This is a genomic window from Bacillus sp. CD3-5 (assembly GCF_006349665.1).
Lineage (GTDB): Bacteria > Bacillota > Bacilli > Bacillales > Bacillaceae_G > Bacillus_A > Bacillus_A paranthracis.
Genome location: NZ_VEPX01000014.1, coordinates 47,031 through 70,646, shown reverse-complemented (window position 1 = coordinate 70,646; position 23,616 = coordinate 47,031). Strand labels below are relative to the sequence as shown.

The window sequence follows — 23,616 nt, the reverse complement described above, 5'->3', positions numbered from 1 at the left end:
GGATTTTTTTACTTGCTCACAAACAAATTGAAATAGAATCGCCTTCAGAAAGTATTGTATTTGGTTTCATTTGTTGTCCGTTCAATTGAATATCCCCGTTTTTAATTTTATCCACAATGAGTGTACGGCTCCAGTCGGAAATATATGTGGATAAGGCTTTATCCATTCGGTGGGAACCGAAAACGAGGTCTAATACAATCGTGATTTCGGCTATGCCACTTTCTTTATGCTGTGTAATGGAAATGGTAGTAGTTGTTTCTGTTTGATCTTGTTGCGCCATATCGATTGTTTCCACATGATCAGTAAATGATTTATAAATCCGAAGTTTTTGATTCCACGTATGATCTTTCGGACATTTATAAATAGCAAAGCGATATATGTTTTTTCCGTTGGCGTTATGCCTACGAATATTTGTGTCGGTAAATAGGGTAGTGCGTCTGCAATTTTTACAATACTTTTCGATTGTGTTTTGCTCATTTTCATATAAACTCCAAGAAAGTTGTACTTTCTGCATTTTCCTTCACCTCTTATAGTAGTGGTAAAGGAACGTAATACAGCTATTTGGATGTCTTGTAGTATGAAGACAGGAGAAATAGATAAAAATAAAAGGAGGTTCCCAAAAGAGGAACCTCCGTAAACATCATACTACAGATGCGTTACGCTCCTTTGTAATGGGAATGGGCAGACTACTCCCTTGAAAAAGCGTGGTGCTTTTTTGAGAGTAATGCTATCCAATTGCTGGTCCATTACAAAGTAAATGTTGGCATACGTAGATAACGTCCTTTCTATCCAAATAGATTTATTCTTCATTATAACATAAAGATTTGAAAATTCAAAATACTTAAAACGAAAAAACACCAGCTAAAAAGCTGGTGCCTAAGATAAATTATATAAGTTCAAATAAAAATGAGCGTAATTCTTCTGCAATTTCTTCAGTCATAGAAAATGCGTGCTCTAAGTAGCCTGGTTCGTTTAAATCGTCAGCGCCGATGATTGCAAATTTATTGCGCTGCATATCAAGGACAATTGTTTTACCGTAATGACGATCGGAGTATAGTAGCGCTAAATCGTGACGCTCATTTTCTCCCATAAAGCTAACGAAACGAGTTTTTGTAGCGACAGTGTCGTCGTACAGAAAGAAACGTTCTTCCATACACATGGCTCCTTTTATTAAATATCTAAGTTTAAGTGTGGCTTATGATCTAAATGGTGATGCGTTTTAATGAATCGTACTGTTCTTGTTTTGTAACGCATTACGATAGAGTATGTTTCAGCTAAATCTCCGCCTAGGAATTTCACGCCGTCTAATAACTCACCAGCAGATACGCCAGTTGCTGAGAAGATTGCATCATCACCAGATACTAAATCGTCTAACATAAGAAGTTGACGAGGATCTTCTAATCCCATTTCACGACAACGAGCTTCTTCTTCTTCGTTCATTGGAACTAAGCGAGCTTGCATTTCACCTTCAAGGCATTTTAATGCTGCTGCAGAAATAACGCCTTCTGGAGCTCCGCCAATACCTACGAATAAATCAATACCAGTTCCAGGTAGTGCTGTTGCGATTGACGCACCAACATCACCGTCACCAAATAATTTTACGCGTGCACCTTTTGCACGAACACGATCAATAATATCTTGATGACGTTCACGTTCTTGAACGATAACTGTTAGATCGCGAATCTTTTTATTGTTAGCTTCCGCTACAATTTCAATTGTTTTTTCAATTGGATCATCTAAGCTAATTTTACCAGCTGCTTTTGGACCAACCGCGATTTTTTCCATGTACATATCAGGAGCATGAAGAAGGTTTCCTTTATCTGCGATTGCGATAACTGCCATTGCATTTGCAAGACCTTTTGCAACGATGTTTGTACCTTCTAATGGGTCAACGGCGATATCTACTTCTGGACCGTTACCTGTTCCTAGTTCTTCACCAATATATAACATCGGTGCTTCATCAAGTTCTCCTTCACCAATTACAACTGTACCTGCCATGTTTACTGAATCGAACATATCACGCATTGCTGTAGTTGCTGCATCATCTGCTTCGTTTTTCTTTCCGCGGCCCATCCACTGTGCGGATGCTAATGCTGCTGCTTCTGTTACACGGACAATTTCTAGTGCGAGTTCACGTTCCAAGGTTCCATTCCTCCAATTTCAAAAATCATACAAATATAACTATAACAAATAACGGAGAAAAGGTGAATTCGAAAAATTGTCGATTTTTTCAGAAGAAAGCGTTACAATTAAAATGTAAATGCTTTAATTTCCAGGTAGGTGACATTCATGTATTTTGTAGACAGAAAGAAAATAGAACAAATGCTAGTATGTTTAGAACGAGCAACAAGTACATTTCAAGAGAAAAAGATATATGAAACCGAGTTTGAATTTTACGCATTAGAACGCATAGCTCATCTAATGATTGATTCTGTATTAGATGTGGGGAATGCGATGATTGATGGATTTATTATGCGCGATCCAGGAAGTTATGAAGATATTATCGATATTTTAATGGACGAGCGAGTGATAAGTACAGAAGATGGACAAGGGATGAAAGAAATTATCCTTCTTCGAAAAATGCTTACGCAAGATTATATTCAAATGAATCATGATGAATTATATAAGACGATTCAAAAACATATTGCAGTGGTAGAGAAATACCCAGCAAATATTCGCAGTTATTTAGAGAAGGAATTAGGACCTGTATCTGCATTTGTACCAGAATAATTATGCTTATAAGATCCCCAGAGAATGCCTTTTGGGGGTCTTATATTGTATGTGAGGGAGAAGGGTGAAGCATGGGGGAAGCACGTACGACGAAAGATGAAATTGTGCAGTTGTTGAAAGTAAAGGGAGAGCACACCGTAGCGGAACTAGCTGAAATTTTAGAGATTACAGAAATGGCAATTCGAAGACATTTAAGTAATCTTGAGAAAGATGGTTTCATCTATTCCAAGATGGTAAGGCAACATGTCGGAAGACCAACTTATTTGTATGGATTAAGCGAAAAGGGAGAAGATACATTTCCGAAAGAGTATAAGCAATTTGCGATTGATATGCTAGAAGATTTAGCTCGAATGGGCGATGAAAAAATACTTCGTTACGTTTTAAAAGAGAGAACGAAGCGTATGGAAGAACAGTTGCAAAAGCGAGTGAGTAATCAAAAGAATTTAGCATATAAAGTGCAAGAGATAGCAGCTATGCAAGAGAAAAATGGTTATATGGTTCAAATCAAGAGAGACGGAGAGAACTCTTTCGTAATTGAAAAACAAAACTGTCCGTTAAAGGAAATCGCTGAGAGATTCCCGCAAGTGTGTGAAGATGAAAAAGAGATGTATAATCGTTTATTTGCGAACGCAGATGTAAAAACGCTAGCAAACATGTGCGAGGGCGATTGTAGTTGTTCTTACCAAATAAAAGAGAAAAAATGAACGTTATGGGGCGCTTTAAGGTAAAGCGTTTTTTTCTTTTGGAAAAGCGGGTAATATAAGAGTGGTATGATAAGGTGAGAACGTTAGCATAGAAGGAGAGACATAATCGATGTATAAAGGTTACTTAATTGACTTAGACGGTACAATGTATCGCGGGGAAGAACAAATTGAAGAAGCGAGCGACTTCGTCAAAGCGTTAGGAGAGCGCGGTATTCCATATTTATTCGTTACGAATAACTCAACTCGTAAACCAGAACAAGTGGCAGAGAAACTTGTTCGTTTCGATATTCCAGCGAAAGCAGAGCAAGTATTCACAACGAGTATGGCAACAGCAAACTTCATTTACGAACGTAAACAAGACGCAACTGTATATATGATTGGTGAAGAAGGCTTACATGATGCACTTGTGGAAAAAGGATTTGAACTTGTGGATGAAAATCCTGATTTCGTTGTTGTTGGTTTAGATCGTGACATCACATATGAAAAATTAGCAAAAGCTTGTCTTGCTGTACGTAACGGCGCAACGTTTATTTCTACAAATGGAGATATTGCCATTCCGACTGAGCGCGGATTATTACCAGGTAACGGTTCATTAACATCAGTTGTAGCAGTATCAACAGGTGTGGATCCGATCTTTATCGGAAAACCAGAATCAATCATTATGGAGCAAGCTTTAAAAGTGCTTGGTATAGAAAAGAATGAAGCCTTAATGGTTGGGGATAACTACGATACAGACATTTTAGCAGGAATAAATGCTGGTATGCATACGCTTCTTGTCCACACTGGAGTAACAACTGTGGAGAAGTTAACAGAATACGAAGTTCAACCGACGCAAGTTGTGCATAACTTGACGGAGTGGATTGAGAAGATGTAATGAAGAAAGCTGTTCCAAACTTTGGAGCAGCTTTTTTTGATATTTGCGGGCACCCGATTAGTTTGAGCTAATATTCAGTTGTGAATGGTGTCGATTTTTGTCGGTAAGTCGATATATTTAGAAAATCGCCGATATAATCTGAGTTGCGCTGATATATTTAAAAAATCGCTGATATAATCTGAGTTGCGCTGATATATCTTAAAAATCGCTGATATCGTTGTATTTAGAATGCACGATTCACAACATCTTTAACCTCTTCAAGATATTGTTTACGCACACTATTATCCACAGAAGGAACACTCGTATAGAATGTATGCTCAATTGTTTCAATACCTGTAAATTCAAAGATACCAACATCTGTTGTCTTCTTCATTGCTTCAAACATACCGCCTGCTGTGTATGCCTCTTTCGTATTTCCCATTGTAGATAATAATAAGCCTTTTTTACCACTTAATAACTTCTCAATACCATTTTCACCGTAAGCATAAGCGAAGCCGTGGCTAAATACACGGTCAACGTATCCTTTTAAAATAGCAGGAAGTCCCGCCCACCAAACTGGATAAATGAATGTAATGCTGTCAGCCCAAGAGATATGCTCTTGCTCTTCTTTAATATCTTCTGGTGTGTTTCCTTGAGAAAATGAGATGAAATCGGAAGCGCCTAATACTGGATTGAAGTTTAACTCGTATAGATCGCGAACGCGTACTTCATGACCTTTTTCTTCTAATTCACTTGTTACTGTTTCTAAAATCGCATGGTTGAAGCTTTCTGTATTTGGGTGTGCATAAACGATTACATGTTTCATTGTTCTTCCTCCTATTTGTGGATATGTGAATGGTTTATCTGTAACCATTATTGTTACTTCTTTTATGAAAGTCAAGTAATACATATGTATAAAAAGACGCCTCAAATCGTCTTTCTACACTCCGCTCATACAAAGAACAAAGAAAACAAATAAAATAATAACAATACCAATGCCAAAGTTAAATACGAGAGTACTATCCATACTATGGAACCTCCTTATTTGAAAGTAAAAAGCACTCTAGCCAAGAGTGCTTTTTTATTTTGAGTCTACTTCAAAACTTTGAGAAAAGGACTCATGCATGTAAAGAGTTACATTATTTTATGTGTTTATACTTTGAAATGAGTAAGTCCTTGTCAGGTATAGAAAAAAAGACACTCTTTCGAGTGTCTTTCAAGATGACAAAATGTGCCAATTGCTTGAGTTTGATAAGGCGTTAATATCCGTTTTAACGCCTTTTCTTTGATCAAGAAGTGTAGCAACAGCGATTCGAGTAAATTGTACCATTTCTTCTATGGGCGTGCGTATGCAATTGTGCATATTTCAATTAGAGGGAAATGAGGCTTTAAAAATGAATGATTATATATAGAATATTTGATAAGGGGAGAGCAGGATGAATATACATAAGTTAACGGTAGAAGAAGCAAATGAGGTAAATACGTGGACGTACGAAGGACACTATAATTTATATAGCTTTTCAGGCGAGGAAGAAGTAATAGAAGAATTATTAGATGGGACGTATTATGGCTGCTGTGACGATAATGGGGAGTTTATCGGCTATTTTTGTTTTGGAGAAAATGCACAAGTGCCAGGGGGACGAGATATTCATTTATATGGTGGAGAAGATGTAATGGATATCGGACTTGGCATGAAGCCAGCGTTAACGGGGAAAGGGCTGGGAAAAATGTTTTTTCAAGCTGGCATAGCCTTTGCTGTTAAAGAATTTAGGCCGAAAACGTTTCGACTTAGCGTAGCGACATTTAATACAAGAGCGATTACGCTATATAAAAACATAGGTTTTCAGCAAGGTCCTATTTTTTTGAGTCGCGGAAGAGAATTTATGCTCATGGAATATGAAAGACCGTCAGTATGAAACTGACGGTCTTTCATATTTTATTATTCCGAATGCTCAGCTCTGTGCGCTAAACGGCTTGAAGCAGCGGCAGCGATTCCGCCAACGATATCATCAAGGAATGTATGCACCTTTCCAGTTGATTTATCATTTAAGTATTCTAAAATACCAGGTTTTAATTTATCGATATATCCAAAGTTTGTGAAACCGATAGAGCCGTACACATTAACGATAGAAAGTGCGATCACTTCATCAATTCCGTATAAGCCTTCATCACGTTTTACGATATCTTGTAATGGCTCACTTAACATTCCTTTTTCAGCGAGAACATCGAGTTCGATACCTGTAATCAGTGCGTTTTGTACTTCACGTTTTGATAATACACGCTCAACGTTATAACGGCATTCTGACATCTCTAAATTTGGATGATATTTTTTTTGAAGAAAATGAACAAGCTCAGCAATATCGTCAATTGTTACACCGCGTTCTTGTAATAGTTGTAATGCTCTTTCTTGTAGTTGATTTGATTCTTTCATGTTTATCACCTTTTTTTCTTTTTAGTATTTGTATACGTTTCGTTGCTTTATCCTGTGCATAGGAATGAAAGGCGAGCACAAGCTCATATATATAAAGAAAAACCATAGGTGGCGACTGCGATGATTCATCATATTTATGAGCATTATCACATGCATGTTAAAGAATTAATCCCCCTTGGCCCCTATAAAAGCTTTTGGATTCGCAACAAAATTTATGTACTTGTTCCAATTGGAGAAATGGAGGAAGAAGTACTTGTAGAGATGAAAAAGCTCAGTGACTATATGAACCAGCAAGGGGATATAACTGTAGCGACTTTCGTTCCGACTATACACGGCTACTATGTAAGTGAGATAGAAGAACAAAATTACTGCTTATTAAAAGGTATGCGCGCGTTAGAACGACATGCTACGTCATTAGGAAGTGAGCTTTCTATATTCCATAAACGAGGTGCATTCTTTCCAGAAGAAATTGAGCAATTAAGCCGCATTGGCGAATGGAAAGCGTTATGGGAAAAAAGGCTCGATCAGTTAGAAAAGTTTTGGCAGTCACAAGTGATGAACCACCCTACAGACGTATTCGATCAATTGTTTATTGAATCCTTCCCGTATTACTTAGGAGTTGCGGAAAATGCCATTCAATATGTTGTTGATACAGAAATGGATGACACACCGCAACTAACGGATGCAGCAACAATTTGCCAAGAACGATTCACACCTTTATTATGGCATCAAACGAAGCGTCTCAAACTCCCTTTTGATTGGGTGTATGATCACCCAACTCGAGATATAGCAGAATTAATCCGCTATATGATGATTGAAAAAAAGAAAGACTGGGAGCAAACAATCGTTCAATTTGTTACAGATTATGAACGGAATTATTCGCTATCCTCATTTGGGTGGCGCCTATTATTTGCAAGACTGCTGTTCCCACTTCACTATTTTGAAACAGTCGAACGATATTACCAAACTGGAAACGAAGAACAAAAAAGCATATATAGAGATCGCTTAGAAGCCATTCTACACGATGTGAACCGCTCTGAGCAATTTATGAAGCATTTTTATGGCTCACTCCGTTTACCAGTTGATAAGCTTGGGATTAGAAAATTAGATTGGCTGTCTTAAAAATATAAAAAAGAGACCGATTGAGGTCTCTTTTTTATATACTACAATTGTATGTAATACATTATGCCCCTACCTGTTGATCTGCACATATATTTAAAATGAATTGATGTTGTTCGATTTTTTCATTGACTTTACTTAATAATTCTTGCTGGATTTCTTTAAATAAAAATTGATAGCTCGCATTCCATGTTGGTATAACAGATGAAAGATCTAATAAATATTCTTTTTTCTTTTCTAGTTCTTGAATTGTTAAAAACGTGTTTCCCATTCTTGGCATGTGTCGTCCCCCTATGTTTTTTACTTTATATGTGTGAACGATTCACTATATAGTATCAATTATCGCATTTTTTGAGAAGGATTTCCAATTTTGTTTTATGATGTTAACGGATAAATGTGATTTGTATAAAAAAAGGAGACCAAATTTGGTCTCCTTTTAGCAAGTGGCTTTGAACGAGCCGCTAGATAATATCTAGCTCTAGCGGCTAAAATGTTCGGTGGCTTCGCTTCTTCCGCCGAGGCAAAAAGCGCCTCTATGTCAGAAGCTCCATCCCCCTCACATTTTGAACGAGCCGCTTCCGCTTTTAGATAATATCTAGCTCCAGCGGCTAGAACAGTCGGCCATTTCGCGCCTTCCTGTGAGGCAAAAAGCGCCTCTTCGTCAGGAGCTCCAATGACCTCCTGTTCTGAACGAGCCGCTTCCGCTTTTAATTAAAATACTTGTTCTACTTCGATAACGCCTGGTACTTCTTCAAGTAACGCGCGCTCGATACCAGCTTTTAGTGTGATTGTAGAACTTGGGCAGCTTCCGCATGCACCCATAAGGCGTAATTTTACGATACCTTCTTCAATGTCTACTAACTCAACGTCTCCGCCATCGCGAAGTAAGAATGGACGTAATTTATCTAATACTTCTAGTACTTGTTCTTGCATATGTGGGTTTTCCATTTTTATCGACTCCTTTCATCAGTTTTATTATAATCAAGATAGAGGGGAAAATCTATTTTTTCTGTTCTTGTTTTATTGCCGAAATTTTTTATCATGTTTACAACGTGTTTTTTCAGTATAGGGGTATGGAATAAGTTTGTAAAATGATGTGCTTATGTAATAAGGTATCTGAATATACTGTCAGAACAAGAAGTGGGGGAGAAGAAATGGTTAATGTGCAAGTGTATGGGACGAAAGTAATTTGTGCGAGCTGCGTTGGAATGCCATCTTCAACAGAAACGTTTGAGTGGTTACAGGCGGCGATTGGTCGTAAATATGAAGGACAAGAAAATAAATTTAATTTCGAGTATATTGATTTTCAAGAAGAACAAGAAGATGAAGAGAAAAAAGCATTCGCAGAGCGCGTAGTGGAGGAAGATTTATTTTATCCGGTCGTTCTTGTAAATGGAGAAATTGTTGGAGAAGGAAATCCTCGTTTGAAGGATGTTTACGAAGAAATCGAGAAATATTTATAAAGCAGGAAGTCTTTGCGAATTTGCAAAGGCTTTTTTATTGGAGGGATAGATGTGGAGAATGTAGTAAAGCATGCGTTACCAAAAGAAGTAGAGCGGTTGATGGAGCGATACATAATAGGGTTAAAAGAAATTTTTTTAGATGAAAAAATAGTTGGCGTATATATTTACGGATCCATCGCACTCGGTGCATTTCATGCAGAAACGAGCGATGTTGATTTTGTCACGGTAATAAGTGATCCCGTGAATGAAGCTGAAAAACAGCAACTTGTAGAACTTCATAAGAAACTTAGTAATAGTACGTTAGGTAAAAGAATGGATGGCATGTATATTCCGCTTGTTGATTTAGGGAAATACAATGATGAAATGAATGAGTACGTGTATTGTGCAGATGGTAAAGCGAATGTAGGTCATTGGGATATTAATGCAGTCACATGGTGGACATTGAAAAATCAAGGTATTACAGTTACCGGGAAAGAAGCGGAAGACCTTTCGTTTCAAATAGGGTGGGATGATGTAGTCAATACGATGAAATACAACGTAGAACGATACTGGAGTGAAAAAGCGAAGCAGCCATATTTATTTTTTATAGAAGAGTGGGTAGAATCAGCTGTCGTTACGATGGGCCGCATTTTATATACTCTAGATCATAAAACAATCGTTTCAAAAGATAGAGGATTGCAATACTTGTCAGAACGTTCAGGGGAAGAATGGGAGATTTTATTAAAAGAAGTAGCAAGAATACGGCAGAATCCAAAAGAAAAGCGAATGCTCTCAAGGTGGAGAAGGGCAGATATGACGAAGAGGTATTTGCTGCACTTAATTGAGACGTGTAGAGAGAAATGGTAGGGAAGAAAATGGACGATACAGTTGAATGTATTGTCTTTTTTTACGTTTAATTTGGTATATAATGGTTGAAAAGGTTTAATTATACTGGAGGGGATATAGTGGACACGGAATTAGTTACATATAAAGAAAAGAATGTGCAAATGAGTATGTTAGAAGTAATCAGCATGATAGTAATTATTTTTGGGATCATGTATGGAATTGGTTATTTGAACTTTTTATATGACTCCTCATTATATCCGTGGTATGTAGATCATCTCATTTCACCCTTCACGTTTTGTATGATTATTGTAATGTATGCACCGGCAAGAAATTACTGTGTGCATTTACTAAAATCAATACAATTCAATAACTTAAAACATTATGTAACAATAATAATGACGATGATCGTACTGCTTATATATCTTGCGGTATTAAATTTAGTTTTACCACATGGGCTTCGTGTGGAGGAATCTAATATAGTAATAGAGCCTACTAAAAATGAAATCATTTTATATGTAGTTGTACTCACGATTTTTGCGCCGATTTGGGAAGAGCTTGTATTCCGAGGTATGTTTTTTATGAAATTATCTCAGCGCTTCTCTACACTTAGTAGTGCCGTTATAAGTGCTTTCATATTTACTTTAGGGCATCCCCTTACAGTAGGGAGTATTTTATATATTTTTGGTATAGGCATAAGTTTAGCCTACACCTATAAGAAAACAAACAATTTACTCGTTCCAATTGGAATTCATGTATTAAACAATGCATTTTATTTATTAGTAAATTTTCAACTGTAAAAAAGACGCCTTTTTGAAAGGGCGTCTTTCGTATTTTGTAGTAGGTGGGAAAGGCTTTACAAGTATTATGTAGAGGAAAGATAATAGAAAAAATATGTGTGTGGAGGAAGACGATGAATAAATATAAATTACATATAGATAGAGAACAATTATGGAAAGGCTGCATCTTAAATTCGATTGCAAATGCAATTTTTGTAGCACATGATCCTGATCTCTCACATGAAAGTTCATGGGATGGATGTAACTATAGTATGCAAGATAGTCAAGGCGGAAGAGGGACAATTACGTTTCATCCGGATTATACGATCGTATGTCTTCAAGATGTGAATAGTGAAAGAATTGATGAGTGGATTGATGCGAAAAATTATTTTGAAGAGGCACCTTCGGAAGTAATAGATATTGCGAAAGAAGAAGCACTTCAATATGTATTAGAAGAAGTAGAAGGTGAAACAGTTCCTTTTATTACAACTGCATTTTGGATTGAGGATAGCGGTGCGTATTCAATTGATTCATTTGAAGAGATGGAAGAGCACGGCGGATTCTTATTAGAAATTCCATTACTTGATAAGGAATCAGCGATGGAAAGATTGGAAGAAGAGTATGAGCTAACAGAGGAACAAATAGAGCTTTTACAAATCGTGTATGAGAGAAAAATTAAAAATCCAAACGAGGAAATGATGTTGTCTAAAGAAGAAGTAGCGATGATCGGAACGGATGATAGTGAAGGATTGGAAGTATGTAAGGATTCATTTGAAGAGATGAATATTACTTGGGCGTTGTAGGAGGATATAAAAGGTGTGATAAAGGACTAGTGGGAAGCAAAATGTGAAATTATATTTTGCTTCCCACTAGTTTTTTCATATACATATCAACTTCACGAAAGAATACTTGCTCTTTTTCCTCGGTATTAAGATGTACAGCACAATGCAAATATTGCTGTAAGTAGCGATTAGCTTGTTCGTACTGTTTTAAGCTATAGAAAGAGAAACAAGTAAGAAGCAGAAATGCTTTTTCTTGTAATATTGGAACGACAGCTAGTACCGGAGTAATAGCGTATATATTTGTTTTTATTAAATTTTCATAAGACGCCTACACATGAAACCAGTCGAAAATAGTAGAAAGGTAATTCGGAATGTCGATAGTTTCATGTGAAACATTATGCAATAATTGGTTCTGTTTCATATGTATAGGTTCTATTCTCGTTTGTAGAATGCAATCGAATATTGAAATGTTTTCTTGTATTTGTAACTGGTCTGTAATAAGCTGCGGGAGACCGATCGGGTGAACTCCGATGTTTACATAAAAACTATCTTCAAACTGGCTTTTTTGTATGTTAATGAGCTTATAAAATCCGTTTTCAGCTTTGCAAAATGTATGTCTTTTTTTCTTAAATCCAAGTGGTTTTAAAGCAACGTGCAAATTTGTAATGAAATTTTTCTCCTCTTTAGAATAAGGCTTACTCTTCGTCATATTCATATGTAGTTAAGTTTTGTAAGAAACTTTCAAAGTTAGGTGCTAATTCAATTATTTGCTCAACTTCATTATCAATAAATATAACTGGAGGATTTTCAGCTACATTTCGATAGTCTAATGCAATCCACGTATGCCCGTCCCCTGATAAAAGTACGAGATTCTCAGGCATTTCCCATTCCTGAATGAAATAATGACTCTCTAAAATACTAGATTCATTTTCATCAAAAGAAATGCCATATAAGCCAGAAACATTAACGTGATCGTCTGCCCAAGAATTTGGCTCTGAAGTAGGGTGAGCATCAAGGCGCAGTGTTCCTCCATTTTGTTCTTTTAGAAGGTTTATGTATGATTCCGGAAGCTTTACGTTCAGTACTTCTTCTGCTTTTTTGATTAGTTCGTCGTTAATGGGTGCTAGTTTTAAATAATCATCTTCTGTCCAAATTGTAGTCTTCATATTGGATCACCTCAAATAATAGTTTTAAGAATCTTATGTCATATATTATAGTTAGTTTGAATAACGAGCAATAGAGGGAGGAAATAATGAAAAAGTTTCAAGTCGAACTAAATAAACTGCCGACAGAAAATGCCGGAGAAATAGTAATTAGTATAGATGAGAGAATTGTGTTGCAAGAAAAAACAGACATAATCGACCCGATTTGTCAGTTGTTTGACGCATGGGGTGAATGTTTTAAAGATGATGGTGCTGTGATTTTTTTAGATGGATATGAAAAAAAGGTAGAGTTTAAGAAGAAGGATGGGGACTTTCTCATTATTAATCAGAGAGGAAAAAAGTTAGCTAGTGTTGATAGCGAGCAATTTTTACGAGTAATCTTTTCGTTTCTTAAAAAGGAGATAGAGCAGATTTACATAAGTGGAGTTGATTCTTTCCGAATAAAAGATGCGTATCATAGAATTTTAGAAATTGAGCCATTTCTTTCTGAACTTGTAAATAGAAATAACGCAATTATGTACCGAACATATCATTCTACAAGTGGTAAGTATGAATTAAACTGGAATTATTTAAAGGGGGTAGAGGTTGAACCGATATTTACTCCGGTACTATCTCATAATGAGAAGAGTATCTTTTATGTGGAGGAAAACAACCACGAAATTCGTAAACTCGATAGTGAAACGAAAGAAGAGGTTTGGCAGTGTCATCTTCCACTAGTAGAAGATTGTAATTGCATAACTGTGAATGATGTCACAATTATTTGGCATGCGAATAGATTTGGAGAAAATATTGCGAAATTGTACGCTATTTCATCAAGTTCTGGGGAGTTTCTATGGAATTTAGAAATAGAAGGGCATATTATACAAGATGTAAAAACTACGAGGGAAGAATTACCACGTTTATTAGTTATTACACAGGAAGGCTACAATGTTTTATTAGAGCTTGAAAGTGGAGTGAAAGTATGGGAAAAGAATGTCCGAGTTGGAGGAGAGAAGTTGCAGTGCCATTTTGGCTCAGATTACTATGTGTTAGCAGGAAATCCTTTGGATGAAGATGCGGAAGTTGATGCATATAGTAACGTTGCAATTGCCATTCAATTATTAGATGCTTCTACACGATGGAAACAAATGATGGAAGATTGTAATCCAAATGAACCAGTTACTTTAACTAATGAACATTTTATATGTGTAGCAATAGATTTATTACAAAAGTGGGGATATGGAAAAGAAGGGTGTAACTTAATTTTTGAAAAAGCCTTTGATGAGGTACAGTACTCTTACATTGCATCACAGGAATCAAAAATATTATTAACAAGAACTGAGTATGATTATGAAGAGGTAAGTAAACAAATACAATGTTATGACCATAAGAGCGCTCAAAAGTTATATGAAGTAAATATGCCTTTTGAAATTGAATTGCCTCCGTTTCTTATCGGAGAGATGATGGTATTGTCCTTAGGAGAAGGAAGAATTTGTGGTATTAATATTCAAACAGGTAAAATGATTTGGAACAATACGACTCTACATGATATTACAGAGGTTCTGTTATATAAAGATCGAGAAATTTATATTGCAACTTCAAATTTAGAATTGATAATACTTGATGCTGCATGTGGCGAGGTAAAAGATATAATTAAACTGCCTAAAAATGTTGTAGCAATAGATTTTATTGTATCAATTGAGGAAGTTAATAATGCATTATTCATTAGTTGCGTAAGTGGAAATATGTTTGAAATAGTAGAAAGCTAATTTGTGAGTTCTCTTAAATCGAGATGTTTGTTTTAAAATAGTAGTATATATTCACTAAAAAAGATGTATAAAATGATTTTGATGCATCCTTTTTAGTGAATATATAAAATAATTAACTTAGTGTATTAAAGATATCATTCATAAGTATTCTAATATATTTAAAAGTAAAATGGAATAATAAACGGGTAATTGTCGGAATATATTCGATTTCTGTTCATTTTTATGAAATATATGTACTTTTTGTTAGAATCCTTCTTTTTATTTCTATAAAATACACGTATGTAGAAATAAGAAAAGGATGATGTACGTGAAGGACACGGTTTTACAAGAAACAATTTCTCTGCAACAGTTACATACAGTCGTTCAAAAGAATACGGCGTATTATGATTTTAAGTGGGGCAAAGTAGAAAATCCAGCGCAAGGAAATACGTGGAATTGGGTAGCCTTTTTCTTCCCTCCCTTTTGGTTAGCTTATCGTAAAATGTATAAGTTGTTTAGTATACTTATGTTATTATCGGTTCCTAGTATACTGATCCCTCCTTTTATAGACATTCCAGATGGGATTTTTTTATCAATTAGTTTAGTTCTTCAATTAGGAATAATGATATTTACTGGATGGCAAGGAAATCGTTTATATTATAAGCATGCTGTTCGTATTTTACATAAGGGAGAAAATATGCCTGATCATGAGAAGGCATATTACTTACAATCAAAGGGTGGCGCTAGTTTTGCTGGCATGGTTGGTTTACACATTATAGTTGGGTTAGTATTTGGCGGAGCTACGTTCGGACTCTCCTTTTTACCAACTGAACCAAATATAAAAAACGTTGTTCGTTCAAGTGATGAAGGATTTACTTTAGAGATTATGACGGATAATCCAACTTGGAAGTTTGTGAAGAAAGAAAAAGATTATGATGTAGTAGAATTTACTGGATATGATTATACAGAAAAGAAAAACGTGAAAATAAAATTTGCTGTTTATTTCGATGAAGATTATTTCGAGTGGCAAGAAGTATATGAAAATAATAAGAAGTTAAGTGAAGAAGAGTTAGAAGAGTATCAATTTTATATTGAAGAAAATAGTTGGGGGTTCTAGTGAGAACTCGTTCATTTTGAAAAGGGGAATCTTGTAAGGATTCTTCTTTTTTTATCCTTTTTGGCAAGAAGACTCCATCTGATTTGTGTTACGGGTGAAACCCAACAATTCAGGTGGAGATGAATTGCCGTCATAAGGTAGATCAAACACTTTTGTTTCTTTTTGTCTTATGATACAATCTGCCTTTAGGTAAGGAGGGAATAGATCGTAAGACACCGAAATTGGATAATCATAATCATTTTGTTATTTGAGCCAATAGGAATTGCGATGAAGACTATGTTCACATTTTGTTTCGTTCCCAATATTGATTTGCCAAAAGTAATTAACAGTTACAAAAGTGTTAGTTCTTGTTTCGTGAAACGAGATTTCCTAAGATAAAATACGATTTTAGAAAAAAATTAATGAACTCTCTAAGAAAGGTGGTGAAAACAATGGCTAGAAAGAAAGCCGTGAAAGTATTACGTAAACAAAAGAAAAGAGAAAACATGCAACGATTCACGCAAAAACAAAATCTCGGGCGAGCTTGCTTGACTGCAAAAGAATTTCGCTTACTTCAGCGCATGTCGCATAGTTCAAAAGCGTTGCGAAATGTTGGATTGTATACCGTTAAACAAAGTTACTTGAATCATAACAAGATAGCTACTGTAAAAGAAGTGGACACTGCTATGCAAGCCGATTCGAATTACTGGGGCATGCAATCCAACTCTGTTCAAACGATTCGTAGAGCCTTATATGCAGAAGTGAAGAGCTTTTTTAAAGCAATGGAACAATGGAAGAAAAATCCTGAGAAGTTCACAGGACGTCCTAAGTTTCCGAATTATTCTCGTTCAACGGACAAACGAATCATTGAAATCTATCAAGTTTCAAAAGTAGATGAGAATGGGTATTGGATGATTCCGATGAATGCTGCATTCAGAAAAAAATTCGGTTCCATTAAAATACGTATGCCTAAAAATGTAAGAAATAAAAAAATCTCTTACATCGAGATTGTACCGAAGCAAAAAGGTCGGTTCTTTGAGGTGCATTACACATATGAAATGTATGTTTCTCAAATGAAGAAACAACCCACGACTACGAATAACGCTTTGAGTTGCGATTTAGGTGTAGATAGATTAGTAAGTTGCGCAACAAATACAGGTGATACATTCTTAATTGATGGAAAAAAATTAAAATCTATTAATCAGTACTTCAATAAAATGATACGTAATCTAGGGCTGAAAAATATGGAAAACGGAATTTCAAAACGTATTGTAACGAATAAAATGGCCGCACTTTGGCATAAACGAGAACGACAAATAAACGGTTATATTTCACAAACTGTAGGCCTGTTATTTAAAAAAGTGAAAGCATGTAACATAGATACGGTTGTAGTAGGATATAATGTTGGTTGGAAACAAAAATCTGATATGGGGGAAAAGAATAATCAAAAGTTTGTTCAAATCCCGTTTCATAAACTGCTTTCAGCAATTGAGAATAAATGTATAAAAGAAGGGATACGATTTTTCAAACAAGAAGAAAGCTATACTTCAAAAGCTAGTTTTCTGGATAAAGATCCGGTTCCAGTTTGGTCTAAGGATGATAGGACGCATTATCGCTTTAGCGGCAAACGAATCACTCGTGGTCTGTACCAAAGTAAATTAGGAACATGTATCCATGCTGATATTAATGGTGCGCTGAATACATTGCAAAAATCAAGAGTTGTAGAATTGGATGAAAGTCTGAAAGTGAAAACACCAATTCTATTAGAAGTGCAAAAACGTAAGGCTGTTGCTTCGCGCATAGCTTAGTGGGTGCGTCAACCATCCATGTGTACTCGACTTGTCGGGGCTTGTAGCACACGCCAGATTCATTTGAGTGGTGGCTTCTTCCACAAGGGAGAACTGCTCTTTTTCGAAAGGGTGGTGCAAGTGGGAAAACAATCGTTCGTTGTCAGTACCAACCAAAAATATACTTGGGGTGTTACCATAAGGTGGCATGAATGCTAGAGCGTCAACTGTTTAGCGATAGACGAAAAGACCTAGCGTTCGAACTCAAGCTCCCACTGAAGCGTTTCATCTCAGTGGGGGTAGTTGACTTATCGAGATGTAAACATCAATTTTGATTTTTACGTATAAATAATGAACGGAGGAAATGAATTTATGGCTACTTTACCAAATTGTCCAAAATGTAATTCGGAATATACGTATGAGGATGGCGTTCTTTTCGTATGTCCAGAATGTGCTCATGAGTGGGGCCAAGAAGCAGAAGCTGAAAATAATGATGGTACAAAAGTTGTAAAAGATGCGAACGGAAACGTTCTTCAAGACGGCGATGCTGTTACTGTCATTAAAGATTTAAAAGTAAAAGGAACTTCTTCAGTTGTGAAGATCGGTACGAAAGTAAAGAGTATCCGTCTAGTTGATGGCGATCACGATATTGATTGCAAAATCGACGGTTTCGGAGCTATGAAGTTAAAATCACAATTCGTTAAGAAGGCGTAAGTGAATAAAAGGATAAGGCGTATTAAACTGGTACCTATGGTAAGGACACAATAAAAAAGAGATTAAGCAATTAGAAGATGATTCCTATATTGAATGAGGGCACTGAAAAACTCCACTTCATAAGAAAAAGGATCCCATCACCTACTATATACAGATGACGGGATCCTTTTTAATTTCAACATATTGATGAAATATGTGTTATTTTTTCAAAGCAACCACTTTTTCAGTGGCCTCATATTGAATAGGAATCATCTTTTTTTAGTTCCACTGATATCGATAATTATTATAGTAAACTATATAATGATCTATTTTTGTCTTTAGTTCTTTCAATGCTTTAACTGATTGATAATCCACTTCATCTTTCAAATAACTAAAGAATGACTCTTGGGGAGCATTGTCCAACAATTATAGCCATACCCTAAATAAACAATTTTTGTCCTAAATTTGCATCTGAAAAATTAAATATAATTGCCAAAAGAAATAAAAATCCAGTAACAATATTCATTAAAAAGCCTGAAATTGTTGCCAATAATATTGAACTTTTTCCCGAAAATGTATAATCCACCCTCCTTATCACTTTTTTTTGTATCTTTTATTAAGGTTTTTAAGATTATTTAAGATGCTAAGATTCATTTGAAATTTTTATGAATTTCGTAGCGAATAAAATCCGCGTTTTGCCGTCAGTGCCTCATTATGTTACTAAAGATATATGTATCCTCCATCAAAGGAATAGATATAACGTACAGATCCATAGCATAAGTAGTAATTAATATCCCTTTTCCTGCATCAACAAATTTTGCTTGCAGAAACTTTTCTACGATTTTTCTTTCTCTCCATCTTTTCGGTAACCACTCAAACCCTATGAACATAATAAGAATTGTTCTCCACTTAACTAATCTAATATTTTGGTCCCATCATCATAAATTGATTTGAGAAAGCTTCCATTGCTTTTCTATATCTCTCTAAATCATCTTGTATTTTTCTAAACTCATTAATTCTATAGACTAGTTCTTTATCCACTTCACTTAATCTTCTTTCAATTTCTTTTGCTGTATTCCCTTCCCAGCTATGTGTCAATACTACTTTAATTGAGTTCACGTTTTTTCTATGATTCTCCAAATCTAAAATACATGATTCTAAATCATTTTTTGCGCCTATCACATCGACAGCATGTGCAATAACGTCATAATTTTTCACAAGAATCCCTCGCTTAATTTTGTTCGTCCACATTTTTAAAGTTATCTGCGCGTTGTTCAATAAAATCGGCTTCTGAACGAATACGCTCCATATACCCCCTTTGGAATCCGTATACGCCATATGTAACTGTATTAATTAAATTCCCTTCTACGCTAGCTGGTGATTGCTGTAAAATATTAATAATTTTGTTACTCGCTTGTACTAACTTTTGATTAATGTCATCAATTTCTCTTTTTAACTCTTTAGCAATTTGTTTTACCTCTTCCACTGATAAACGAATTGTTATTTCACCAGCGCGAGGAGAAGATAGAACCCTTTGACCAGTTTCCCCATCATACATATTTGGCATATTGAATAAACCATATTTATCATAAGAAAAATTATCCATAGAATGATATTTTGGTCCCTTAAACGCCATAAAAAAACGTGAAACATTATAACTTGTTATTAAACTAGATAAAATTGGATTAAACGGGCTTATATCATGAATTAAATTATTATTTTTTGCATTCGGCTTATCTGTATAATACATATGACCTATACGACCTCTTTGTGTATTATCATTCCCTTTAAATCCTGTAAACACTGTATCATTCGGATTTCCATAAGTCGTAACTAGATCTTTGTATTCTCCTTTTAATGCTTTTTCTTTTTTATCTTCAGGTAATCCATCAATTACATTGGGTGCTTCAAAACTTACAACTGGCACATTGTTCATAACTCCTGCATATTCACCTAAACCACCGCCTAGAGAATGACCTGTTAACGTGAGACTATAACCCTTCAAGCCATTGTCAGGATTATTTATATAATTCTTGACCTCTTTAGTTAAATCATCTGCATTAGTAAATTGACTTTCTGCAACTATCTTTTGCTTTCTTTCTTTCGCCATAGCAAAATTAAATTGCTCAGTTAAAGGAAGGGATGAAGTATCCATTTTGTTTAAGTTATCTAAACTATCTTGATTCTTTCTGAAACGATTACCCATAACATCATATAAATCCGCGTCATAAAAGTCACGCGGTTCCCAAGAACCACGAAAGGCAATAACAATTTGTTTCGTTTCATCATTTTTATAAATAGTTGCATCAAAACTATTTACAGGATTATGTAATGGTACAGAATTAGGTATTTCAATACGTTCCCAAGTTTCTTGATGATCCCCAACTTTTATTTTAGCAAGTTCTGCATCTTTATAACTTTTACCTGATAAATTCGAAAGAGCTTCATCACTAACTGAACTCCTCATATTTCCATCTCCTTAAAAATAATTTATAGTATTAATTATAAGATAATTTAAGGAGGGAAAATATGGGTAAATTAAAGGAGAAAAACATTATAATTTTAATCATTTTAGCAATTATAGCTTTAATTATAGGATTTACAATAAAAAATACTCACGAAAAAAATATAGACAAAGAAAAATCAGCTAAAGCTGCTATAGAACATATGAAAAAAGAAGAAAATATAGATTTTGTGGTAACCGATGTTAAAATTGAAACACATTTCGAACTTAGCGGTTCTATTACAGTTAGAGGTTACGATAAAAATGATAAGCAAAACAAATTTTACGTTGATATAAATAAAATTCAAAATTATAAAGTAAAAACTTGGGGAAAAGATTAATAAGATGAATAGGCTAATTTTAATGTGTAATAAAATTTCAACAACAAAATACATAAAATAACATGATTATATCAAAGGGATGCTTATATATTGATCTATATTGCATTCCCTTGTTCTATGTATGCTATTATTTCTATTCTGTTTTTTCGATTTCTCCTTGCAAATGGTACCCCTCAGCGTTAGTTAACCATTCTATATTTCCTTAACAATCTCATAAACAACGGAATCATTTGAACTACAATATACCAATCCCTGCACGACTTATTACTGAGAATCCCCGTTCCTGGCTATCAACCATAATAAACAAGCAACCGCATAGCGCCAAAACGGATGCAATTGGATAGGACATGGCTTTAAGCGAGAAAATAACCGGTTCAAATGCATTTACAATACGATTGTATAATTGATCATCTATATAATTTTTTATTGTTCCATCGCTGGACTGCGCATCTTTAAACACCTCATTCACATCTGGATTATTCCTATCAACAAATGCATGCGAAATATCTATAATGTTGCTGAATATAATGGCAGTACCTATTACTAATGAAATGCGCACTGCGACAGGTGCGTATTTTTTTTATTTCTTTAGTTGAAAATATTATTTTACTCATGATGTCTCCTAATCTCCATATCTTGAAATTCAAGAATATAAAAAATATCTGTAGATAAAGCACTCCTTTTCAAGTGTCTTAACTGCAGGTTCCAGTTTATATAGGCCTCCTCTTTTTCATTGTCATTTTTTGTCGGTAAGTCGATATTCCTTGTCGAATCGTCGATATAATTTCACTCACCGAGAAAGGTGCATCATTTACCGAGCAAAAAGCCAGATTACCGTCCGCCATAGTCAATCTCCTTCAACTGACACCGCTTATTAAAGAAAGTTTTATATCCAAGCTGTAAGAAGATAATAACAGCAAAAGCGGTACTTCCTGAAATACCAAGTATAATTGCGATTTGATATTGAATGGCTGTAAATGGTGATACACCAGATAAGATTTGTCCTGTCATCATGCCTGGTAAGCTTATAATTCCCATTCCGACCATAGAATTGATCGTTGGTAAAATGGCAGAGTCAAAAGCGTCGCGTATGAGCGGAGCAGTTGCTTCTTTCGGCGTTGCGCCGAGCATAAGTGCTCCTTCAATTTGACCTCTTTGCGATTTCATATTGTTTAAGAACGTATTTGCACCGAGAGAAACACCAGTCATAGCATTTCCAACTAACATTCCTGTAATCGGAACGATATATTGCGGCGCATACCAAGGATCATGTCCGATAATAACAAAGATAAATAGTAGAAGTGGCCCAATGGATCCGGCTACCATAGAAAGAGCGGCTACTCGTTTTAATTCTTTGGACATTGGGATATTAACTCGTTTATAAATATTAAAAATTGCAAAGGTAGTAATAGAAGTAATGAGAGCAATTGTATAAAATGGATTACTATTTTCAAATACGTATGTAAGGACATATGCAACGAGTACGAGCTGAATCGTCATACGGAACGTTGCGAGCGCGATTTGTTTTTCGCGAGGTATCCCTTTTAATTTCACGAGCCCGATTAAAATAAGAATGAAAATATATGCAGCGGCAAGTTGCCAAATTTGGAGTTCAATCACGCCCTTCAACTGAGAGCACTTCCTTTCTAGTTGCACCGTTTGCTTTACTAATCTCAATAATATCGTCTGCAATTTCTTCTGGAAGCTGTTGTGAGTGTGTGATGAAGATGACTGTTTTTTTCTTTTCTTTTGCTAGCATAGTGAATTGCTTCATAACGCGTCGTTCTGTATCGCTATCTAACGCCGAAGTTGGTTCATCTAATAAATAGACAGGTGGATCCATAAGTACGATACGTGCAAAAGCAAGTCGTTGTTTTTCGCCACCTGATAATGAATCAGCGTTGTCTTCTAAATTTTTTTCCAAGCTAACAGTCGTTAATGCACTTCGCAAGGCAGCATCATTTGGAAATGGTTTTTCAGAAAGACGAAGTCCCATTAATAGATTGTTTTTAATGGTTCCATCGAAAATAGGTGGCGTTTGCCCAAGCATGACTACTTCACGTCGTAATTGAATAGGGGGATAGTCAAAAATCAATTTTCCGTTATATTCAATTGTTCCAGATGTTGGAGATTGTAGATCATTTAACATACGGAGCAATGTGCTTTTTCCGCTCCCACTCTCGCCGATAATACATGTGATTTTTTCTTTTTGAATCTGTAAATAAGGAATGTGCAGTATATCTTTATATGTAACGTCTTTTAATATAAACATAGATGGCTCCTTTCTGATTCTAGTTCTATCGTATCAAAAAAGAGAAGGTAACGGTTATAAAGAGCAACGTTTTTTCTTCGTCTTAATTTCTATTAATAAGTTAAGTAAACGATCTAATTCTTGGCTGAAAGAAATTACTTTATGATGAGTGAATCCGTACTTTTCAACGAGATAGATCAATTCTTTCTTCTTCGCTTCTATGCGATCATTTAGTTTCGTTACGTTCATAAGTGAAATGAAATGCCTCCTGTAAAAGTATTTACAACACAAAAAATAAGACCGAATGAATTCGGCCTTAAAGGAAATAAAACAACTTATCAATAGCATACACTGTTTATTGGTAGTTTTTAA

General features: G+C 35.4%; 28 protein-coding genes and 4 pseudogenes. 15 read left to right on the top strand and 17 right to left on the bottom strand.

What is annotated here, in order from left to right; translation table 11 throughout:
• Positions 1–16: 16 nt before the first annotated feature.
• The 3 genes from FH036_RS22225 to glpX form a co-directional block, all read right to left on the bottom strand.
• The gene (locus FH036_RS22225; protein ID WP_139896232.1) at positions 17–514 is read right to left on the bottom strand and encodes a cytoplasmic protein; all 498 of its coding nucleotides are present in this window, start codon (positions 512–514) and stop codon (positions 17–19) included.
• 372 nt (positions 515–886) lie between these two features.
• Positions 887–1,153, bottom strand: a complete 267-nt coding sequence (locus FH036_RS22215) for a DUF3055 domain-containing protein (protein WP_000392606.1) — start codon at positions 1,151–1,153, stop codon at positions 887–889.
• Between the two features lie 17 nt (positions 1,154–1,170).
• On the bottom strand, positions 1,171–2,142 hold the full coding sequence (gene glpX / locus FH036_RS22210; RefSeq protein ID WP_000439090.1) for a class II fructose-bisphosphatase: 972 nt from the start codon (positions 2,140–2,142) through the stop codon (positions 1,171–1,173).
• 147 nt (positions 2,143–2,289) lie between these two features.
• Between glpX and FH036_RS22205 the strand changes: the two genes are divergently transcribed.
• From FH036_RS22205 to FH036_RS22195, 3 genes are all read left to right on the top strand, one after another.
• Positions 2,290–2,730: a DUF86 domain-containing protein gene (locus FH036_RS22205; protein WP_000274015.1), complete on the top strand. Its 441-nt coding sequence runs from the start codon at positions 2,290–2,292 to the stop codon at positions 2,728–2,730.
• 71 nt (positions 2,731–2,801) lie between these two features.
• Positions 2,802–3,434: a helix-turn-helix transcriptional regulator gene (locus FH036_RS22200; protein WP_000503352.1), complete on the top strand. Its 633-nt coding sequence runs from the start codon at positions 2,802–2,804 to the stop codon at positions 3,432–3,434.
• Positions 3,435–3,543: 109 nt separating this feature from the next.
• Positions 3,544–4,308 (top strand): TIGR01457 family HAD-type hydrolase, encoded by a 765-nt coding sequence (locus FH036_RS22195; protein WP_000276467.1) that lies wholly within the window; start codon positions 3,544–3,546, stop codon positions 4,306–4,308.
• A gap of 223 nt (positions 4,309–4,531) precedes the next feature.
• Here FH036_RS22195 and FH036_RS22190 read toward each other — a convergent pair whose 3' ends face one another.
• A complete protein-coding gene (locus FH036_RS22190; protein ID WP_000683455.1) occupies positions 4,532–5,113 on the bottom strand; it encodes an NAD(P)H-dependent oxidoreductase in 582 nt (193 codons plus the stop codon).
• A gap of 610 nt (positions 5,114–5,723) precedes the next feature.
• Between FH036_RS22190 and FH036_RS22185 the strand changes: the two genes are divergently transcribed.
• The gene (locus tag FH036_RS22185; RefSeq protein WP_044791002.1) at positions 5,724–6,203 is read left to right on the top strand and encodes a GNAT family N-acetyltransferase; all 480 of its coding nucleotides are present in this window, start codon (positions 5,724–5,726) and stop codon (positions 6,201–6,203) included.
• Between the two features lie 23 nt (positions 6,204–6,226).
• Here the strand turns inward: FH036_RS22185 and FH036_RS22180 are convergent, their stop codons facing one another.
• Positions 6,227–6,718 carry a phosphatidylglycerophosphatase A family protein gene (locus FH036_RS22180; RefSeq protein WP_000665103.1) on the bottom strand — a complete coding sequence of 164 codons (492 nt, stop codon included), beginning with the start codon at positions 6,716–6,718 and terminating at the stop codon, positions 6,227–6,229.
• Positions 6,719–6,838: 120 nt separating this feature from the next.
• Between FH036_RS22180 and yutH the strand changes: the two genes are divergently transcribed.
• Positions 6,839–7,840: a spore coat putative kinase YutH gene (gene yutH, locus FH036_RS22175; protein ID WP_000581272.1), complete on the top strand. Its 1,002-nt coding sequence runs from the start codon at positions 6,839–6,841 to the stop codon at positions 7,838–7,840.
• Positions 7,841–7,901: 61 nt separating this feature from the next.
• Here the strand turns inward: yutH and FH036_RS22170 are convergent, their stop codons facing one another.
• Both FH036_RS22170 and FH036_RS22165 read right to left on the bottom strand, forming a co-directional pair.
• Positions 7,902–8,117, bottom strand: coding sequence for a hypothetical protein (locus FH036_RS22170; RefSeq protein WP_001137787.1), 216 nt, complete (start codon positions 8,115–8,117; stop codon positions 7,902–7,904).
• A gap of 431 nt (positions 8,118–8,548) precedes the next feature.
• On the bottom strand, positions 8,549–8,785 hold the full coding sequence (locus FH036_RS22165; protein WP_000431159.1) for a NifU family protein: 237 nt from the start codon (positions 8,783–8,785) through the stop codon (positions 8,549–8,551).
• A gap of 206 nt (positions 8,786–8,991) precedes the next feature.
• Here FH036_RS22165 and FH036_RS22160 point away from each other — a divergent pair, with 206 nt between their 5' ends.
• From FH036_RS22160 to FH036_RS22145, 4 genes are all read left to right on the top strand, one after another.
• Entirely contained in the window at positions 8,992–9,300 is a 309-nt protein-coding gene (locus FH036_RS22160; protein ID WP_000248594.1) for a DUF1462 family protein, read from the top strand.
• A gap of 51 nt (positions 9,301–9,351) precedes the next feature.
• The gene (locus tag FH036_RS22155) at positions 9,352–10,146 is read left to right on the top strand and encodes a nucleotidyltransferase domain-containing protein (RefSeq protein ID WP_139896231.1); all 795 of its coding nucleotides are present in this window, start codon (positions 9,352–9,354) and stop codon (positions 10,144–10,146) included.
• Between the two features lie 98 nt (positions 10,147–10,244).
• On the top strand, positions 10,245–10,922 hold the full coding sequence (locus FH036_RS22150) for a CPBP family intramembrane glutamic endopeptidase (RefSeq protein ID WP_000379274.1): 678 nt from the start codon (positions 10,245–10,247) through the stop codon (positions 10,920–10,922).
• Positions 10,923–11,035: 113 nt separating this feature from the next.
• Positions 11,036–11,704, top strand: coding sequence for a hypothetical protein (locus FH036_RS22145; RefSeq protein WP_001046063.1), 669 nt, complete (start codon positions 11,036–11,038; stop codon positions 11,702–11,704).
• 49 nt (positions 11,705–11,753) lie between these two features.
• On the opposite strand, the pseudogene FH036_RS27495 reads toward FH036_RS22145, so the two are convergent.
• A pseudogene (locus FH036_RS27495) lies at positions 11,754–12,392 on the bottom strand (DUF4304 domain-containing protein).
• A complete protein-coding gene (locus FH036_RS22135; RefSeq protein WP_002028779.1) occupies positions 12,379–12,849 on the bottom strand; it encodes an SMI1/KNR4 family protein in 471 nt (156 codons plus the stop codon). The pseudogene FH036_RS27495 and the gene FH036_RS22135 overlap by 14 nt, the downstream one beginning before the upstream one ends.
• An 86-nt stretch (positions 12,850–12,935) precedes the next feature.
• Here FH036_RS22135 and FH036_RS22130 point away from each other — a divergent pair, with 86 nt between their 5' ends.
• From FH036_RS22130 to phnA, 5 genes and pseudogenes are all read left to right on the top strand, one after another.
• The gene (locus FH036_RS22130) at positions 12,936–14,594 is read left to right on the top strand and encodes an outer membrane protein assembly factor BamB family protein (RefSeq protein ID WP_000714503.1); all 1,659 of its coding nucleotides are present in this window, start codon (positions 12,936–12,938) and stop codon (positions 14,592–14,594) included.
• A gap of 298 nt (positions 14,595–14,892) precedes the next feature.
• Entirely contained in the window at positions 14,893–15,690 is a 798-nt protein-coding gene (locus FH036_RS22125; RefSeq protein ID WP_138320829.1) for a DUF2628 domain-containing protein, read from the top strand.
• A gap of 260 nt (positions 15,691–15,950) precedes the next feature.
• Positions 15,951–16,091, top strand: a pseudogene (locus FH036_RS27755) (transposase); the annotation flags it as partial.
• A gap of 30 nt (positions 16,092–16,121) precedes the next feature.
• A complete protein-coding gene (locus FH036_RS22115; RefSeq protein ID WP_138320831.1) occupies positions 16,122–17,477 on the top strand; it encodes an RNA-guided endonuclease TnpB family protein in 1,356 nt (451 codons plus the stop codon).
• Between the two features lie 351 nt (positions 17,478–17,828).
• Entirely contained in the window at positions 17,829–18,170 is a 342-nt protein-coding gene (gene phnA, locus FH036_RS22105; RefSeq protein ID WP_098298480.1) for an alkylphosphonate utilization operon protein PhnA, read from the top strand.
• A gap of 258 nt (positions 18,171–18,428) precedes the next feature.
• Here phnA and FH036_RS22100 read toward each other — a convergent pair.
• The 4 genes and pseudogenes from FH036_RS22100 to FH036_RS22085 form a co-directional block, all read right to left on the bottom strand.
• Positions 18,429–18,569: pseudogene (locus FH036_RS22100) on the bottom strand (IS3 family transposase); the annotation flags it as partial.
• Between the two features lie 281 nt (positions 18,570–18,850).
• On the bottom strand, positions 18,851–19,039 hold the full coding sequence (locus FH036_RS27490) for a hypothetical protein (protein WP_138320833.1): 189 nt from the start codon (positions 19,037–19,039) through the stop codon (positions 18,851–18,853).
• Between the two features lie 28 nt (positions 19,040–19,067).
• The gene (locus tag FH036_RS22090; protein ID WP_138320835.1) at positions 19,068–19,367 is read right to left on the bottom strand and encodes a hypothetical protein; all 300 of its coding nucleotides are present in this window, start codon (positions 19,365–19,367) and stop codon (positions 19,068–19,070) included.
• A 13-nt stretch (positions 19,368–19,380) separates the two neighbouring features.
• Entirely contained in the window at positions 19,381–20,616 is a 1,236-nt protein-coding gene (locus FH036_RS22085) for a hypothetical protein (RefSeq protein WP_138320837.1), read from the bottom strand.
• Positions 20,617–20,678: 62 nt separating this feature from the next.
• Between FH036_RS22085 and FH036_RS22080 the strand changes: the two genes are divergently transcribed.
• Positions 20,679–20,993 (top strand): hypothetical protein, encoded by a 315-nt coding sequence (locus tag FH036_RS22080; protein WP_138320839.1) that lies wholly within the window; start codon positions 20,679–20,681, stop codon positions 20,991–20,993.
• Positions 20,994–21,172: 179 nt separating this feature from the next.
• Here the strand turns inward: FH036_RS22080 and FH036_RS27580 are convergent.
• The 4 genes and pseudogenes from FH036_RS27580 to FH036_RS22060 form a co-directional block, all read right to left on the bottom strand.
• Positions 21,173–21,573 (bottom strand): annotated as a pseudogene (locus FH036_RS27580) (hypothetical protein); the annotation flags it as partial.
• A gap of 251 nt (positions 21,574–21,824) precedes the next feature.
• The gene (locus tag FH036_RS22070) at positions 21,825–22,622 is read right to left on the bottom strand and encodes an ABC transporter permease (protein WP_000679263.1); all 798 of its coding nucleotides are present in this window, start codon (positions 22,620–22,622) and stop codon (positions 21,825–21,827) included.
• On the bottom strand, positions 22,606–23,265 hold the full coding sequence (locus FH036_RS22065; protein ID WP_139896229.1) for an ABC transporter ATP-binding protein: 660 nt from the start codon (positions 23,263–23,265) through the stop codon (positions 22,606–22,608). The genes FH036_RS22070 and FH036_RS22065 overlap by 17 nt, the downstream gene beginning before the upstream one ends.
• A 54-nt stretch (positions 23,266–23,319) precedes the next feature.
• On the bottom strand, positions 23,320–23,493 hold the full coding sequence (locus FH036_RS22060) for an aspartyl-phosphate phosphatase Spo0E family protein (RefSeq protein WP_001103328.1): 174 nt from the start codon (positions 23,491–23,493) through the stop codon (positions 23,320–23,322).
• Between the last annotated feature and the right edge of the window lie 123 nt (positions 23,494–23,616).